We start from the raw sequence: 15,429 nt of genomic DNA, 5'->3' as shown, positions 1-15,429 counted from the left end.
GGGCTCAACGTAGGGGTCGGCGTGCGGGGCCGCAGGTGCTCGCCCGCGGCGCCCCGCACCTACAGTGGACGGCGTGCCAGTGCAGACCCTCCCCGACGCCACCGTCGAGGAGGCTCAGGAGGCCGCGGTCGCCGACCCGTGGGTGACGATCGTGTGGAACGACCCGGTCAACCTCATGAGCTACGTGACGTACGTGTTCGAGTCCTACTTCGGACATCCGCGCAAGAAGGCGGAGCGGCTCATGCGGCAGGTGCACGAACAGGGGCGGGCCGTGGTCTCGACGGGATCGCTCGAGGCGATGGAGGTCGATGTGCAGGCGATGCACGGGTTCGGGCTCTGGGCGACGCTCCAGCGCAGCGGGCAGTGATGCGGGGGTTCCGGCGTCGCCGGGGGATGTACGCGGCCCGGTTGGACGACGACGAGCGCGAGGTGATCGCGGCCCTCGTCGCGGACGTCGCCGAGCTGCTGGGCGCGGGCCGGCTGGAGGCGCCCGAGGAGACGACCGTCGCGGCGGGCGACGGTGCTCCGCGGATGAGCCTGGAGCCCCTGACGCCGCCGTCCGACCCCGCGGTGCGCCGCCTGCTGCCCGACGCCTCCCGCGACGACCCGGGCGTCGCCGCGGAGTTCCGCCGGCTCACGGAGGACGACCTGCGGGCGGACAAGATCGCCCGGCTGACCCGGTTGTGGGTCGCGCTGACGACGCCTACCGAGGGCTGGCGGGCGGACGCGTTCGTCGTCGCCCCCGAGGACGCGAAGGACGTCGCGGCCTCGCTGACCGACCTGCGGCTGGTCCTGGCGGAGCGGCTGGACATCCGGACCGACGAGCAGGCCGAGCGGCTGTACGACTCGCTGCTGGTGTCGCCGCAGGCGGAGCTGGACGACGTCACGGACGTCGAGATGGACCCGGCGGCCCGGCGCTACCTGGTCGCCGTGTACGGCGCGCTGAGCTGGCTGCAGGAGTCGTTGGTCGAGATGCTGCTGCACGACCTGCGCGCCCACGGGCGCCCGGCCGAACCGTGAGCGCGCAGCGGTTAGGCTCGTGCGCGTGAACGACGCCCCCATCGGCATCTTCGACTCCGGCGTCGGTGGGCTCACCGTGGCCCGGTCGATCCTGGACCAGCTGCCGCACGAGTCCACGCTCTACATCGGTGACACCCTCAACACGCCGTACGGCAGCAAGCCGCTCGCCGCGGTGCGCGCACACGCGCTCGAGGTCATGGACGACCTGGTGGACGCCGGCGTGAAGCTGCTGGTCATCGCGTGCAACACCGCCTCGTCGGCCATGCTGCGCGACGCCCGCGAGCGATACACGCTGCGCCGCGGGATCCCGGTGGTCGAGGTGATCCTCCCGGCCGCGCGACGCGCCGTGGCCGCCACCCGGTCGGGCCGGATCGGGGTCATCGCGACCAAGTCCACGGTCGAGTCGCGCTCCTACGACGACGCCTTCGCGGTGGCGCCCGGCGTCGTGCTCACCACGCAGGCGTGCCCGGAGTTCGTGCGCCTGGTCGAGGCGGGCATCACCTCCGGTCCCGAGGTCCTCGCCTACGCCCACGAGTACCTGGACCCGGTCCGGGAGGCCGGCGTCGACACCCTGGTCCTCGGCTGCACCCACTACCCGCTGCTCACCGGCGCGATCAGCTACGTCATGGGCGAGGAGATCACGCTCGTGTCCAGCGCCGAGGAGACCGCCAAGGACGTCTACCGGACGCTCGTCGCGCACGACCTCGAGCGCGACCCGGCGGCCGGACCGCCCGAGCACCGCTTCCTGGCGACAGGGGACCCTGGCCAGTTCCGCACCCTCGCGCGGCGCTTTCTCGGCCCCGAGGTCGAGAGCGTCGAGTCCAGCGCGGCCCTGCGATGAGGCTCACCGTCCTGGGCTGCGCGGGCTCGTTCCCCGGTCCGGACTCCGCCGCGTCCGGCTACCTGGTGCAGGCCGACGACGCCGACGGCCGCACGTGGACGGTCCTGCTCGACCTCGGCAACGGGGCCCTGAGCGCGCTGCAGCGATTCGGCGACCCCACCCGCCTCGACGCGATCGGGCTGTCCCACCTGCACGCCGACCACGTGGCCGACCTGGCTGTGCTCAACGTGCTGCGGCGCTACCACCCCGACGGCCCGTGCGACCCGGTCGCCGTGCACGGTCCGGCGGGGACCGCGGAACGGCTCGCCCAGCTGTCCGGCAAGGACCCGGCCACCAGCACCGACGGCCAGTTCGAGGTCGTCGAGTGGCGGCCGGGGTCTCCCGTGACGGTCGGTCCGCTGACCCTGGAGCCGGTGCCCGTCGAGCACCCGATCCCCGCGTTCGGCGTCCGCGTCGCCGGGCCCAGCGACGCGGACCCCTCCCGGACCGTCACGCTCGCCTACACGGGCGACACCGACGCGTGCGCCGGCCTCGACACCCTCGCGGCCGGCGTCGACCTCCTGCTCTCCGAGGCCGCGTACCTCGAGGGGCGCGACGACGCCCTGCGCGGCGTCCACCTGTCCGGCCGGCGGGCCGGTGAGGCGGCGGCCCGCGGCGGCGTCGGGCGGCTGGTGCTCACGCACATCCCCGCCTGGAACGACCCCGCGACCACGCTGGCCGAGGCTGCCGCGGCGTACGACGGTCCGATCGACCTGGCGGCCCCGGGCGGCGTGCACGTCCTGTAGCGGCGCACCCTGCAACCGCGCTCGTTCAGTTCCGCAACGTCCGCACCCGATCGGGTCCTGACCCCCCGGAGTGCGGACGTCCCTCGCCCTCATGCTCTGACGTCCGCACTCGAGCGGGTCCTGGGCCATAGGAGTGCGGACGTCCGGCCGGGCTGGCGCGGACGGCGGAGGGGTGTGTCCGGGTGCGCGGTTAGGCTCGGCGCCATGACTTCTGCTCCCTCCACGTCCTCCCTCGCGCGCGTGCGTGCCGACGGCCGCGCCCCCGACGAGCTGCGTCCCGTGACCCTGACCCGCGGGTTCCTCGAGGCGGGGGAGGGCAGCGTCCTCGTCGAGTTCGGCGGCACCAAGGTGCTGTGCGTCGCCTCGTTCACGCCGGGTGTGCCGCGCTGGAAGAAGGGGTCCGGCGAGGGCTGGGTCACCGCCGAGTACTCGATGCTCCCGCGCGCGACGTCCAGCCGCTCCGACCGTGAGTCGGTCAAGGGCCGGGTCGGCGGCCGGACCCACGAGATCTCGCGCCTGATCGGTCGGTCGCTGCGCGCGATCATCGACGTCTCCGCGCTGGGCGAGAACACGATCGTGCTCGACTGCGACGTCCTGCAGGCCGACGGCGGCACCCGGACGGCGTCGATCACCGGGGCGTACGTCGCGCTGGCCGACGCCGTCGCGTGGGCCGTCGAGCAGAAGCACATCCCCAAGAACAAGGTCGTGCTGCGCGACTCGGTCGCGGCGGTCTCCGTCGGCATCGTCGACGGGCTGCCGGTGCTCGACCTGCCCTACGTCGAGGACGTCCGGGCCGAGACCGACATGAACGTCGTGGTCACCGGCTCGGGCACGTTCGTCGAGGTGCAGGGCACCGCCGAGCACGCGCCGTTCGACCGTGCGGAGCTCGACTCCCTGCTCGACCTCGCGGTCGCCGGCACCGCGCAGCTGACGGCGCTGCAGGTCGCCGCGCTGACGTCGGCTCCCGGCGACGGCACGGCCACGCGTCTCGTGCTCCCGGCGGACCGGTGAGCGTGCCGCTCGGTGCCCGGCTCGTGCTGGCCACGCACAACGCTCACAAGGTCGGCGAGCTACGGGCGATCCTCGCGCCCGTGCTGCCCGGGCTCGACCCGGCGTCCGTCGTGGGCGCCCGGGATGTGGGCGCGCCCGAGCCCGTCGAGGACGGGGTGACGTTCGCGGAGAACGCGCTGCTCAAGGCGCGGGCGCTCGCGGCGTTCACGGGTCTGCCGGCGGTGGCCGACGACTCCGGGCTGGCCGTGGACGTGCTCGGCGGGTCGCCGGGGATCTTCTCGGCGCGCTGGGCGGGCCGGCACGGCGACGACTCGGCGAACCTGGCCCTGCTGCTCGCGCAGCTGGCGGACATCGCCGAGGCGCACCGCGGTGCCCGCTTCGTCTGTGCCGCCGCTCTGGTGACGCCGGACGGCTTCGAGCACGTGGAGACGGGCACGCTCGAGGGCGTCCTGGCCGCCGAGCCGCGCGGCGCGGGCGGCTTCGGCTACGACCCGATCCTGGTGCCGACGGGCGAGACCCGGACGTGCGCCGAGCTGACGCCCGAGGAGAAGAACGCGATCAGCCACCGCGGCACGGCGTTCCGCGCCCTGGTGCCCACGCTGGTCCGGGTGCTCGGCGGATGACCTGCGGTGAGTGAGGACCTCTCGGCCGGCGTCGTCCAGCTGGTCGCCGACGCCGTCACCTACGGCTATCCCGGCCACGCCGTGCTCGACCGCGTGGACCTCACGGTGAGCGCGGGGGACCGGGTGGGCGTCGTGGGCGAGAACGGCGCCGGCAAGACGACCCTGCTGCGCGTGCTCGCCGGCGAGCTCGCGCCGCAGTCGGGGTCGGTCCGCCGCTCCGGGACGCTCGCGTCCGTCGAGCAGGAGCTGGACGCGCCGGCCGGAGCGACCGTCGGCACGTTCGTCGGTGAGGCGCTCGCCGGGGTCCGGACCGCCGCGGCCGAGCTGGAGGCCGCCATCGCGGGCTTCGACCACGAGACCGGCGACCTCGGCCGGCTCACCGCCGCGGTCGCGCGGTTCGAGCACCTGGCCGCCTGGGACGCCGACCGGCGCGTCGACGAGGCACTGACGCGCTTCGGCGCCCCGCGGGACCCGGACCGTCGCCTCGACCAGCTGAGCGTCGGGGAGCGGTACCGGGTGCGGCTGGCCTGCCGGATCGGCGAGCGTGCGGACCTGCTGCTGCTCGACGAGCCCACCAACCACCTCGACGCCGCCGGCATCGACTACCTCACGGCCCAGCTGCGCCACTGGCCGGGCGCGGTCGTCATCGTCACCCACGACCGTCGGCTGCTCGACGACGTGATGACCGCGATCCTCGACCTCGACCCCGCGATGGACGGGCGACCCGCGCTGTACGGGGCGACGAGGTACTCCGACTACCGGTTCCTCAAGAGCCAGATGGTCCGCCGCTGGCGTGCCCGCTACCGCGCGGAGCGCAAGCGCGCGCTGACTCTGGCCGAGCAGCTGGACGCCAGCTACGAGGGCCTCTCCGACGCGTGGCGGCCGCCCAAGGGCTCGCAGGGCCACCGACGGGCGACGCGCGCGCGTGGGCACGTGAAGGCCGCGGACCGCCTGATCCAGAAGCTCGAGGGCGAGGCCGTGGAGGTCCCGACTCCACCGCTCGTGCTCACGTTCCCCGACCTGCCGTCGCTGCCCCCGGACCCCCGGCCGGGCCCGCTGCTGGAGCTGCGGGCGCCGCGCGTCGCGGACCGGCTCGACCTCGCGGGCGTGCGCATCGACATCCCCGCGTGCGGTCGGCTGCTGGTCACCGGGCCCAACGGGTCCGGCAAGTCGACGCTGCTCGCCGCGCTCTCGGGGGCGATCGCGCTCGACCGCGGCGTCCGCACGGTCGCCCCCGGCGTCCGACTGGGCGTCCTGGCGCAGGAGGGACCCACCGAGCACGCTGCCGCGGTCATCGCCCACCCGCGCGCGGCCGGCGTGGCCGAGCAGCTCTCCGGGTTCGACGCGTACGCGCGGCACGCGCTGACCCTGCTCGAGTCCGAGCTGCTCGACCCCGGGCAGCTGGTTCCGGTCGCGGCCCTCGGGCTGCTCACCGAGGAGGACCTCGACCGCCCGCTGCGGGAGCTCTCGGTGGGCCAGCGGCGCCGGTTCGACCTCGCGTGCGCGCTGCTGGCGGCGCCGCACGTCCTCATCCTCGACGAGCCGACCAACCACCTGTCCGTCGGGCTCGTCGACGAGCTCACGGCCGCGCTGCGCGCGACGTCGGCCGCGGTCGTCGTCGCCACCCACGACCGCCGGATGCGCACGGACCTCGCGGACTGGCCCGAGCTGAGTCTCTGACGGCGCTCAGTCGGCGGCCGGGCGGGGCGCCGGCGGGAGCACGCGCTCCAGTGCGAGCGCGCCGAACGCGAGCAGGAGAAAGATCACGGCGACGATCCCCGTGCGGACCAGGGCCGAGGCGAGCCCGATCTCGGAGACGTCGAGGAACGGGTACGGGTACCACTCGACGACGGCACCGCGGACGAACGTGTACGCGATCCAGGCCAGCGGATAGACGACCGACCAGCCGACGACGGCGGGCGACAGGCGAGGACGCGGCCCGACGACGAGCCAGGCGACGACCGTGCCCACGGGGACGACGGTGTGCAGGAGCAGGTTGGACAGCGCGCCGGCGGGGGTGAGGTCCTGCAGTCCCGCGAGCACCGCGTGGTAGACGATCCCGGTGACGGCGATGCACAGCAGCGCGTCCAGCCGCAGGACGGCGAACACCCGGCCGCGCCGGTCGGGCCGCCACGCGAGCATGCCGGACGCGATCGCGGCGAGGATGTTCGACTGGATGGTGAAGTAGCTGACCAGCCGGACCAGCCGCGTGCCCACGTCGTCCGAGCCCAGTGCGGTGACCACCTCCATGAGGATGCCCACGGACGCCGCGACGAAGACGATCGCGTGCAGCGTCCGGGCGAGCAGGTACCGCGGCGGGCCGGCGACCTGGACGGCGGACGCCCTCGGGTCGGCCTCGCTCACGGCAGCCGGCCCACGTGCCCCATCGCCTGCCGGAGCAGCAGGCCCTGCCCACCGTTCATCTCGAACTGGATCTGCTCGGCGCACGCCTCCTCGGGCGTCATCCACGCGAGGTCGATCGCGTCCTGCTGCGGCCGGCAGTCACCGAGCACGGGCACGACGTACGCCAGGGAGACCGCGTGCTGCCGCGCGTCGTGGTACGGCGTGACGCCCGGCGTCGGGAAGTACTCCGCGACCGTGAACGGCTGCGGCGAGGCGGGGATCTGGGGGAGCGCGACGGGGCCGAGATCCTTCTCGATGTGCCGCACGAGCGCGTCGCGCACCCGCTCGTGGTACATCACGCGGCCCGACACGAGCGCGCGCGACATCACGCCCTCCTGCGTCACGCGCAGCAGCAGCCCGACCTGCACGACGTCTCCGGAGTCGTCCACGCGCACCGGGATGGCGTCGACGTAGAGGATCGGCAGCTGCGTGCGGGCCCGGGAGATCTCGTCGGCACTCAGCCAGCCGGCCGGGCGTTCGGGGCCGCGGGGATATTCAGCGGAAGCGGTCACTGACCATGTCTACCCCGCCGCCGCGGCCCGCGACGAGGCGGCGCGCTCACCCGCCCGGATCACCCCGTCCCGAGGTGTGCGTCACGCCAGGCTCGGGAATAGTCGTCAGTGCCTGCGCGCTCTACCTGGCGGTAACCGAGGACTGGAGGAACGTCATGGCGACGACTGAGCTGACCGGTAGCACGATCGGCCAGACCATCAAGGACAACGAGATCGTGCTTGTCGACTTCTGGGCAGAGTGGTGCGGGCCGTGCAAGCGGTTCGGACCCGTCTTCGAGGACTCCTCGGAGAACCACCCGGACGTCGTGCACGCGAAGGTCGACACGGAGGCTGAGCAGGAGCTCGCCGCCGAGCTGCAGATCTTCTCGATCCCGACCCTCATGGCTTTCCGCGACGGGATCCTGGTGTTCAACCAGGCCGGCGCGCTGCCGGCTCCCGCGCTGGAGCAGGTGGTCGAGGCCGTGAAGGCGCTCGACATGGACGAGGTGCGCGAGAAGATCGCCGCGGCCGCCACCACGGCCTGATCACCACGCACGAAGGGCCGGTCCTCCCGATGGGGGACCGGCCCTTTCGTCGTGCGGGAGACGGGATTTGAACCCGCACGCCCTCTCAGGCACCAGGACCTAAACCTGGCGTGGCTGCCGTTTCACCACTCCCGCGCAGCGGAAGTTTCCCACACGCGTCAGGCGACCTTGAGGTCGCGGCGCAGCTTGGCGACGTGTCCGGTGGCCTTGACGTTGTACTGCGCCAGCTCGACGCGGCCCTCGGCATCGACGACGACGGTCGAGCGGATCACGCCGACCACGGTCTTGCCGTAGTTCAGCTTCTCGCCCCAGGCGCCCCACGCCTCGAGGACCGCGTGCTCCGGGTCGGAGCCGAGCGGGAAGGTCAGGTGCTCCTGCTCGACGAACTTCGCGAGGGCTTCGATGCCGTCGGGGGAGACGCCGACGACGGCGAACCCGGCGCCCTGCAACGACGCGAGGTTGTCCCGGAAGTCGCACGCCTGCGTGGTGCAGCCCGGGGTCATGGCGGCGGGGTAGAAGTACACGATGACGCGACGACCGCGCAGGTCGGAGAGGGTGATCGACCCTCCGTCGGCGGTCGGCAGCGTGAAGTCGGGAGCGAGGTCGCCGACGGCGAGGCGGGGCACGGTGTCTCCTGGCGCGTGGGGGGTGCGGACTGCCGCCAGCCTACGTCGGCGTGCGAGGTAGCGTCGGTCGCGTGAGCACCACCGCCCCCGGCAGCAGCGAGCTGCCCATCCGCATGCTCAACGACCGCCTGCTCGTCTCGCTCGACGGCGAGGCCGGGGAGCGCCGCTCGTCGGCCGGCATCGTCATCCCCGCGACCGCCGTCGTCGGCAGACGCCTGTCCTGGGGTGCCGTCGTCGCCGTCGGGCAGCACGTCCGACAGGTGGAGGTGGGCGACCGGGTGCTGTTCGACCCCGAGGACCGCTCCGAGGTCGAGCTCAGCGGCGCGACGTACCTGCTGCTCCGCGAGAAGGACGTGCACGCGGTCGCGGAGCCCCGCGGCGCGGGCGAGGGAACCGGGCTGTACCTCTGAGCGTTCCTCCACGCGACGCCGCCGGTCGGCGCGCGTCTGCTGTGGGTGAGGTGGCTCGTCGAGCGCCTCGCTCGTCGACGGCCTCGTGCCACGTCGGTCCGGCGCCTTGCGCCCTGCCGGTCGTGGTGGTGGCATGAACGGATGGGACATGTCGGACGCGCGTCCGGATGGACCGAGGAGGTCGCACCATGACTGACACGACACCGCTCCCCGACGGGGCGGCAGCAGCCGGACCCGACGGCGACCCGGACACCCAGCCTGTCCTCGACCTGCTCGCCGAGCACGTCCCGCTGGCCCTGATCGTCGACCTGGTGACACCCGAGGCGACGTCCGCCGAGATCCTCGAGGCGGAGGGCCTGCCCGACTCCGAGTGGTGGGAGGACCAGCCCCGCGCCGAGGATGCGTGACGGTCGTCACGACAGCGGTTCTCGATTGGCAGATCGGGCGTCCGGCCTGCTAGCGTTCTCAACCGCGCGCCATTAGCTCAATTGGCAGAGCAGCTGACTCTTAATCAGCGGGTTCGGGGTTCGAGTCCCTGATGGCGCACCACCGAAGGGCCTCCCACCAGCGGAAACGTTGGAGGAGGCCCTTCGTCGTCACTCCGGCCTGTAGAGCCGGCGACGCCCTGGCACGGCAACGGGCCCGACCGGTTCTCCCCGGTCGGGCCCGTCGTCGATGCTGTCAGCTGTCGGCGGCGAGGGAGCCGTCGCTCGACAGGACCAGGCCGATGGCCGCCTCACCCTGGCGGACCGCCTGGCCGATCAGGCCGAAGTCGTACGACTTGAAGTCCGCGAACTCGAGCCCGTACGTGTCCTCGAGGCCCAGCTGGCAGAACGGGCGCTCGGGGCACTCGGCCGGGCCGGCCAGGACCAGCCCGCCGCACGTGGCGGCCAGGTCGCTGAGCGTCTTGACGTCGTGCTTCGCGGCGAACTCGCTGGTGACGGCGAACGCGTTCTGGTCCTGCGCCGCGGACGGCTTGCCCACGACCAGACCGGCCGCGTCCGCGAGCGGCGCCAGCGCGGTGACGGTCGCGTCGACGTCCGCCGACGCCACGGACGCCGCGTCGGCGCCGTTCTGCTGGGCGTTGAGGAAGTCGGCGAGCGTCGCCGCGTACTCCGGGACCGCGGTGAGCGTGCCGTCCGCCAGCGGCGGCAGGTACGTCTCCCGGTTCCCGATGGTCCGCACCTCGACCGTGTAGCCCGCGGTGCGCAGCACGGCGGCGTAGATCTCCGCGAGCGTGGCGCTCTCGGAGAAGTTCGCCGCGCCGATGACCAGCGACGTGCCCGCGCCGGGCGTGTCCGTCGCGGCCAGCTTCTCGGTGTCGACGAACTCGCCGGCCACCTCGCTCGACGTCTTCCGGTCGATGTCGACGGCCTTGTTGAGCTCGATCAGCTTCTCGGTGGTCAGCGTCGCGGAGACGGTGTCCAGCAGCTCGACGATGGACGGGTTGGCCGCGGCCGCGGCCTTGTTCACGGCCGGGATGATGTTGTCGGCGTTCTGCAGGCCCTTGTCGTCCTCGAGGACGACCAGCTTGTCGCCCGCGATGGGGTCACAGGTGGCGAGCCCGGAGCTGCCGGACGAGGTGGGTTCGGCCTCGCCGCCGCCCGAGCCGGGAGCGCCGCACGCGCCGAGCGCCAGGGCGGCGACGGCGATCAGGGTCAGGGTGGTGGAGCGTCTCGCTCGCATGGTGCTCTCCTCGGGGAGTCAGCGGGGGAAAGGGGTACCTGGTGGCGATCGGGGGACGCCGTCTACGAGGTCAGGAAGATGGGCCGGACCTATTCGATCCGTTCGCCGCGGGCTCGGCAACCCCTGGCGACGTGGCGGGTGACCGGCGCGTTCGCCGGGTGGGACCGTCGGAGGTGTCCCGCGCCAGCGCGCGCAGGCCCCGCGGCGTCATCAGGTGCTGGGCGATCGCCAGCAGCCCCTCGGACACCAGGCACAGCCCGGCGACCAGGATGCCGCCCGCGAGCACCTGTCCGTAGTCCTGGGTACCGAAGCCCGTGACGACGATCGTGCCGAGGCTGCGCCCCCCGACGAGCGCCGCCAGGGGGACCGTCGCGAGCACCTGCACCGAGGCCGTGCGGATGCCCGCGGCGATGAGCGGGACCGCGAGCGGGAGCTCGACCGCCCACAGGCTGCGGCGGCCCGACATGCCGACCCCGCGGGCGGCGTCGCGCACGTCGGCGTCGACCCCGCCCAGTCCCGTCACCGCGTTGGTGAGGAGCGGTGGCACGGCGAACACGGCGCACGCCAGCACCGTGGCGGTGTTGCCGAACAGGCCGCTGGCGGCGAGCAGCGTGAGGAGCGCGAGCGTCGGCAGGGCGCGGGTGGTGTTCGCGACGACGACGCCGGCGGTGCCTCCGCGCCCGCGGTGGCCGAGCCAGAGACCGAGCGGCAGGGCGACGACCCCCGCCAGCAGGACCGCGAGCACGGACACGATGATGTGGTCCTTCGTCAGGGCGAGGACCCCGTTGCGGCCGACCCAGTTGAGCGGGTCGTTGAGCCACGCGAACGCGCTGGTCAGGACGTCCACGTCACACCGGCCTCTCGACGCGCGCCCACGGCGTGAGGCGTCGGCCGACGCCCGCGATCACCAGGTCGCACACCAGCGCCAGCAGGAGGCAGAGCACCGTCGCCGTCATGATCTCCGCGTGGTAGTTGCTGCGGAAGCCGCGGAACATCAGCTGCCCCAGCCCGCCGTAGCCGACCACGACCCCGACGGTGACCAGCGCGACCGTGGTCACCGTGGCCAGCCGGAGGCCGGCGACGATGCTGGGCAGCGCCTGCGGGAGCTCGACGGAGAACAGCATCCGGGTGCGCCCGTAGCCCATGCCGCGCGCGGCGTCGCGCACCGCGGGGTCCACGCCCTGGAGCCCGACCAGCACGTTGCGCGTCAGCACCAGGAGCGCGTACGAGACGAGGCCGATGAGCACGGTGGTCCGGCCGATGCCCGTGTACGGCGCGAGGATGGCGAAGAGGGCGAGCGACGGCACCGTGTAGAGGACGCCCGCGACGCCGAGCACCGGGCCTGCCAGCCGCGGCCGCAGGTGCGCCAGCGCGCCGAGGGGGAGGGCGAGCACGAAGGCGATCACGACGGCCTGGAACGTGAGCGACGCGTGCTGCTCGAGGGCGTGGGCGATGTCCGAGGCGTTGCGCTCGACGTACTCCCACGAGAACCACGGGTTGGGTGGGGCCTGGGCCAGACGCATCCCGCGAACGTACCCGGGCCCTCCGACACGCGCAGTGCCGGAGGGGATGACGTTGCCGCAGGCGGTGCGCGTGTCGGACGCACGTACTAGCGTCCGGGAGGTGGCAGACGACCCGGCGATCGCCTTCGAGCACGTCAGCAAGTCCTACGCGAGCGGCACGGGCGAGGCCGGCGCCGCCGTCGACGACCTCTCGCTCGCGGTCCGGCCGGGCGAGGTGCTCGTGCTCGTCGGTCCGTCGGGCTGCGGGAAGTCGACCACGCTGCGGATGGCGAACCGGCTGGTCGAGCCGACGTCGGGGCGGATCCTGCTCGGCGGCGAGGACGTCACGACGGTGGACCCGGTCGGGCTGCGCCGCCGCATGGGCTACGTGATCCAGAACGTCGGCCTGTTCCCGCACCGCACGGTCGCCCAGAACGTGGCCACCGTGCCCGGCCTCGTCGGGTGGGACCGCAAGCGGACGGCCGCGCGCGTGGACGAGCTGCTCGACCTCGTCGGCCTCCCGCCGGACCGGTACGCGCGCCGGTTCCCGCACGAGCTCTCCGGCGGCGAGCGCCAGCGCGTGGGCGTGGCTCGCGCGCTGGCGACCGATCCGCCCGTGCTCCTCATGGACGAGCCGTTCGGCGCGGTGGACCCGGTCGGCCGCCGGCGGCTGCAGACGGAGTTCGCCCGCATCCAGCGCACACTCGGCATCACGGTGATGCTGGTGACGCACGACATCGACGAGGCCGTGCGGATGGCGGACCGCGTCGCGGTGCTCAGCCCGGGTGCCCACATCGAGCAGCTCTCGACGCCGCTCGACGTCGTGGCGCGCCCGGCCACCCCGGCCGTCGCGGACCTGGTCGGGCGCGGACGCACGGCCCGCCTGCTCGCGTTGGGGCACCTGGAGCAGGCCGACCTCGATCCGGTGGGTCCGGAGACGACGGGCGGTCCGGTCCTCACCGTCGGCGCGGAGCTGGGCGACGTGCTCGCGGCCTTCGTCGGGGCGGACGGTCCACTCCCCGTGCAGGACGAGAGCGGGCGCGTCGTCGGCAGCGCCACTCCCGGCACCGTCGTCCGGGCGCTGGACCGCATGACCGAGCCCGACGACGACACGGACAATCCCTCGGACGAGGAGACGCACGCCACAGCGGACGACGGCGGCCCCGTCGGTACGCTGCGCAGGTGACCACGACGACCGCACGCCTGGCGCTCGCGACCTGTGCCGCGCTGCCCGATCTCGACTCCGACGACCACGCGCTGCGCGACGCTCTCCTCGAGCGCGGCGTCGCCACGGACGTCGTCGTCTGGGACGACCCGACCGTCGACTGGGGCACGTACCCCCACGTCGTCATCCGCTCGACGTGGGACTACACGGACCGGCCGGCGCAGTTCGTCGACTGGACCCGCAAGGTCGAGCGCACGAGCACGCTGCTGAACCCCGCCTCGGTGGTGGGGTGGAACATCGACAAGACGTACCTGCGCGACCTCGAGAAGGCCGGGCTGCCCATCGTCCCGACCATCTGGCTGGACCCCGAGCGCAACCACGACTCCCGGGCCATCCACACGCGCTTCCCGGCATTCGGCGACTTCGTGGTCAAGCCGACCGTGAGCGCGGGCTCGCGCGACACCGGCCGCTACGAGGCCGGGGTCACCCAGCAGCGCTCGCTCGCGATCACGCACGCGAAGAACCTGCTCAGCGTGGGCCGGTGGGTGATGATCCAGCGCTACCTGCGCAACGTCGACACGGTCGGCGAGACGGCGCTCGTCTTCGTCGAGGGGAAGTTCAGCCACTCCGTCCGCAAGGGCGCGCTGCTGGACGGGCCGTACCGCGAGCAGCTGGCGGACGAGCTGTACCGCCAGGAGATCATGAGCGCGCGCGAGGCGAGCGAGGCCGAGCGCGAGGTGGCCGAGCGCGTGGTCGCGGCGCTGCCGGAGCTGGTGCCCGGCGTCGAGGGGCCGCTGCTGTACGCGCGCGTCGACCTCATCCCGGACGACGACGGCAACCCCGTGGTGCTCGAGATCGAGCTCACGGAGCCGTCCTTGTTCTTCGCGCACGCGGAGGGGTCGGCCGAGCAGTTCGCGGACGCCATCGTCGCGCGGCTCTGAGCCTCGCACGGACGTGACGGAGAGTGGCCGAGGCCACTGACCGCCGGTTCCAGAACTGCTCCGAGGCTCGGGTACACTTCTGGACGCCCCGGCGTCCGCGTCGGGGGATCGTGGTGGCTATAGCTCAGGTGGTAGAGCACCTGGTTGTGGTCCAGGGGGTCGCGGGTTCAAGTCCCGTTAGCCACCCCATCGCGTCGGGCGTCGACCATCTGGTCGGCGCCCGTCGTCGTCTCCGGGTGTCCGTCGCCACCCAGGCACAGGCGCGCGAGCGGCCCGCCGAGCCGGGCTGACAGCGCCGCGGTGTCGTCGAGGAACAGCCCGACCCACGCGAGCTGCAGCTCCCGGCGCGCCACGGCCTCGCTGCGTGGCCGCCGCGCCGCCGCCAGCAGCCCGACGACCAGCTCCTGGGTGTCCGCGGGCAGCGGGGCGGGCACGGGACCCCGCTCCACGAGGGCCGCGGAGATGCCGTGGAACCAGCCCTGGGCGCCGGCCGACCGGCCGAGCAGCAGCGCGGAGATCTCGCCGGAGTGGTCGGGCGGCTGGGGGTCGGGCCGCGGGAGCTCGTCGATCGCCTCGGTGGCGAGGCGCAGGCGTCCGACGCCGTTGATCACCGCGGTGACGGTCTCCAGGTCGTCCGGGCGGACGCCGCGCTCGGCCAGGTACTGCCGCAGGGCGCCGTCGAGTCGCAGGGACGCCGAGGCGGCGTCGAACCCGTCCGTCCGGGGCAGCTCCGGGCTGAGCGTGCGGCGGACGCTGTCGACGAGCAGGTCGGAGGTCGTGCGGTACGCCTCGGCCAGGGCGCGCCGCACGCGTGCTCCGGCGCTCCCCGGCCAGAGGAGGAGCCCGACGACGAGCGCCGCGGCGCACCCGATCGCGACGTCCTGGACGCGCAGGAGGCCCACCTGCCAGCCCGTCGGCTGAAGGATGTTGAACAGGATGACGACCGCGACCGTGAAGGCCGCCTGGCCGGCGGCGAACGAGACGGTCTGCGGCGCGAACCCGGCGACCAGGATGGCGAGCGGCAGCAGGACCCACAGGGTCGCCGGGCCGGTGCCGACCAGCAGGATCAGTCCGGCGCCGATGACGAACCCCGCCACCGTGCCGAGCAGCGCGCGCAGGACCGTCGACGTCGTGGTCAGGGCCGAGGTCCGCAGCACCGACATCGCGCCGAGGGCGACCCAGAACCCGTGCTGGACGTGGAGGAGCTGAGCGGCGAGCACCGCGATCGCCAGCCCGGCGCCCGTGCGCAGGCTGTTCTGCAGCCACACGGAGTCGCGGTGCACCTGCTGCGCGGCGAGCCGACCCGCGGCGGTGACGGGGCCGACGGCGAGCGGCGTGGCACCCCGGCCGAGCAGGCGGTCGCCGAGCCCGCGCGCGTCC

19 protein-coding genes and 3 tRNA genes are annotated in these 15,429 nt (G+C 73.5%); 14 read left to right on the top strand and 8 right to left on the bottom strand.

Annotated elements, in window-relative coordinates:
* Positions 1–73: 73 nt before the first annotated feature.
* The 7 genes from clpS (at position 74) to AC1DT4_RS11120 (ending at position 5,960) form a co-directional block, all read left to right on the top strand.
* Positions 74–367, top strand: coding sequence for an ATP-dependent Clp protease adapter ClpS (clpS, locus tag AC1DT4_RS11150; protein ID WP_477089854.1), 294 nt, complete (start codon positions 74–76; stop codon positions 365–367).
* The gene (locus tag AC1DT4_RS11145) at positions 367–1,020 is read left to right on the top strand and encodes a DUF2017 domain-containing protein (RefSeq protein WP_477089853.1); all 654 of its coding nucleotides are present in this window, start codon (positions 367–369) and stop codon (positions 1,018–1,020) included. The genes clpS and AC1DT4_RS11145 overlap by 1 nt, the downstream gene beginning before the upstream one ends.
* A 25-nt stretch (positions 1,021–1,045) precedes the next feature.
* Complete coding sequence (gene murI / locus AC1DT4_RS11140; protein WP_477089852.1) at positions 1,046–1,861, top strand: glutamate racemase; 816 nt, start codon at positions 1,046–1,048, stop codon at positions 1,859–1,861.
* The gene (locus AC1DT4_RS11135; RefSeq protein ID WP_477089851.1) at positions 1,858–2,646 is read left to right on the top strand and encodes an MBL fold metallo-hydrolase; all 789 of its coding nucleotides are present in this window, start codon (positions 1,858–1,860) and stop codon (positions 2,644–2,646) included. Before murI ends, AC1DT4_RS11135 begins: the two co-directional genes overlap by 4 nt.
* Before the next feature lie 204 nt (positions 2,647–2,850).
* Positions 2,851–3,657, top strand: coding sequence for a ribonuclease PH (gene rph, locus AC1DT4_RS11130; RefSeq protein ID WP_477089850.1), 807 nt, complete (start codon positions 2,851–2,853; stop codon positions 3,655–3,657).
* On the top strand, positions 3,654–4,280 hold the full coding sequence (gene rdgB / locus AC1DT4_RS11125; RefSeq protein ID WP_477089849.1) for an RdgB/HAM1 family non-canonical purine NTP pyrophosphatase: 627 nt from the start codon (positions 3,654–3,656) through the stop codon (positions 4,278–4,280). The genes rph and rdgB overlap by 4 nt, the downstream gene beginning before the upstream one ends.
* 6 nt (positions 4,281–4,286) lie before the next feature.
* Positions 4,287–5,960 carry an ABC-F family ATP-binding cassette domain-containing protein gene (locus tag AC1DT4_RS11120; RefSeq protein WP_477089848.1) on the top strand — a complete coding sequence of 558 codons (1,674 nt, stop codon included), beginning with the start codon at positions 4,287–4,289 and terminating at the stop codon, positions 5,958–5,960.
* A gap of 6 nt (positions 5,961–5,966) precedes the next feature.
* Here AC1DT4_RS11120 and AC1DT4_RS11115 read toward each other — a convergent pair whose 3' ends face one another.
* Together AC1DT4_RS11115 and AC1DT4_RS11110 are read right to left on the bottom strand one after the other, a co-directional pair.
* Positions 5,967–6,644, bottom strand: coding sequence for a Pr6Pr family membrane protein (locus tag AC1DT4_RS11115; protein WP_477089847.1), 678 nt, complete (start codon positions 6,642–6,644; stop codon positions 5,967–5,969).
* The gene (locus AC1DT4_RS11110) at positions 6,641–7,195 is read right to left on the bottom strand and encodes an NUDIX hydrolase family protein (protein ID WP_370503818.1); all 555 of its coding nucleotides are present in this window, start codon (positions 7,193–7,195) and stop codon (positions 6,641–6,643) included. The genes AC1DT4_RS11115 and AC1DT4_RS11110 overlap by 4 nt, the downstream gene beginning before the upstream one ends.
* 155 nt (positions 7,196–7,350) lie before the next feature.
* On the opposite strand from AC1DT4_RS11110, the gene trxA reads away from it, so the two are divergent.
* Positions 7,351–7,719, top strand: coding sequence for a thioredoxin (gene trxA / locus AC1DT4_RS11105; protein ID WP_370503817.1), 369 nt, complete (start codon positions 7,351–7,353; stop codon positions 7,717–7,719).
* A gap of 52 nt (positions 7,720–7,771) precedes the next feature.
* Here trxA and AC1DT4_RS11100 read toward each other — a convergent pair.
* Positions 7,772–7,854: transfer RNA gene (locus tag AC1DT4_RS11100), tRNA-Leu, on the bottom strand.
* A gap of 23 nt (positions 7,855–7,877) precedes the next feature.
* Positions 7,878–8,345 (bottom strand): thioredoxin-dependent thiol peroxidase, encoded by a 468-nt coding sequence (gene bcp / locus AC1DT4_RS11095; protein WP_477089846.1) that lies wholly within the window; start codon positions 8,343–8,345, stop codon positions 7,878–7,880.
* Between the two features lie 113 nt (positions 8,346–8,458).
* Between bcp and AC1DT4_RS11090 the strand changes: the two genes are divergently transcribed.
* The 3 genes from AC1DT4_RS11090 to AC1DT4_RS11080 all read left to right on the top strand — a co-directional run bounded on the left by AC1DT4_RS11090 (position 8,459) and on the right by AC1DT4_RS11080 (position 9,304).
* On the top strand, positions 8,459–8,755 hold the full coding sequence (locus tag AC1DT4_RS11090; protein ID WP_477089945.1) for a GroES family chaperonin: 297 nt from the start codon (positions 8,459–8,461) through the stop codon (positions 8,753–8,755).
* Positions 8,756–8,943: 188 nt separating this feature from the next.
* Positions 8,944–9,162, top strand: coding sequence for a hypothetical protein (locus AC1DT4_RS11085; protein WP_477089845.1), 219 nt, complete (start codon positions 8,944–8,946; stop codon positions 9,160–9,162).
* Positions 9,163–9,228: 66 nt separating this feature from the next.
* A tRNA-Lys gene (locus tag AC1DT4_RS11080) sits at positions 9,229–9,304 on the top strand.
* 132 nt (positions 9,305–9,436) lie between these two features.
* Here AC1DT4_RS11080 and AC1DT4_RS11075 read toward each other — a convergent pair.
* The 3 genes from AC1DT4_RS11075 to AC1DT4_RS11065 all read right to left on the bottom strand — a co-directional run bounded on the left by AC1DT4_RS11075 (position 9,437) and on the right by AC1DT4_RS11065 (position 11,964).
* Positions 9,437–10,441 carry a glycine betaine ABC transporter substrate-binding protein gene (locus AC1DT4_RS11075; protein ID WP_477089844.1) on the bottom strand — a complete coding sequence of 335 codons (1,005 nt, stop codon included), beginning with the start codon at positions 10,439–10,441 and terminating at the stop codon, positions 9,437–9,439.
* Between the two features lie 70 nt (positions 10,442–10,511).
* The gene (locus AC1DT4_RS11070; RefSeq protein WP_477089843.1) at positions 10,512–11,288 is read right to left on the bottom strand and encodes an ABC transporter permease; all 777 of its coding nucleotides are present in this window, start codon (positions 11,286–11,288) and stop codon (positions 10,512–10,514) included.
* 1 nt (position 11,289) lies between these two features.
* Entirely contained in the window at positions 11,290–11,964 is a 675-nt protein-coding gene (locus AC1DT4_RS11065) for an ABC transporter permease (protein WP_477089842.1), read from the bottom strand.
* 46 nt (positions 11,965–12,010) lie between these two features.
* Between AC1DT4_RS11065 and AC1DT4_RS11060 the strand changes: the two genes are divergently transcribed.
* From AC1DT4_RS11060 to AC1DT4_RS11050, 3 genes are all read left to right on the top strand, one after another.
* Positions 12,011–13,129 carry an ABC transporter ATP-binding protein gene (locus AC1DT4_RS11060; RefSeq protein WP_477089841.1) on the top strand — a complete coding sequence of 373 codons (1,119 nt, stop codon included), beginning with the start codon at positions 12,011–12,013 and terminating at the stop codon, positions 13,127–13,129.
* Positions 13,126–14,049 (top strand): ATP-grasp domain-containing protein, encoded by a 924-nt coding sequence (locus tag AC1DT4_RS11055; RefSeq protein ID WP_477089840.1) that lies wholly within the window; start codon positions 13,126–13,128, stop codon positions 14,047–14,049. The genes AC1DT4_RS11060 and AC1DT4_RS11055 overlap by 4 nt, the downstream gene beginning before the upstream one ends.
* A gap of 113 nt (positions 14,050–14,162) precedes the next feature.
* Positions 14,163–14,238: transfer RNA gene (locus tag AC1DT4_RS11050), tRNA-His, on the top strand.
* On the opposite strand, the gene AC1DT4_RS11045 is transcribed toward AC1DT4_RS11050, so the two are convergent.
* Positions 14,217–15,429: FUSC family protein (locus tag AC1DT4_RS11045; RefSeq protein WP_477089839.1), on the bottom strand; the 1,213-nt coding region annotated here is incomplete at its 5' end. The two genes, AC1DT4_RS11050 and AC1DT4_RS11045, sit on opposite strands and share 22 nt — an antisense overlap.

The organism is Cellulomonas sp. P4_D11 (assembly GCF_056401915.1).
This window is presented reverse-complemented; position numbering and strand designations above follow the sequence as displayed.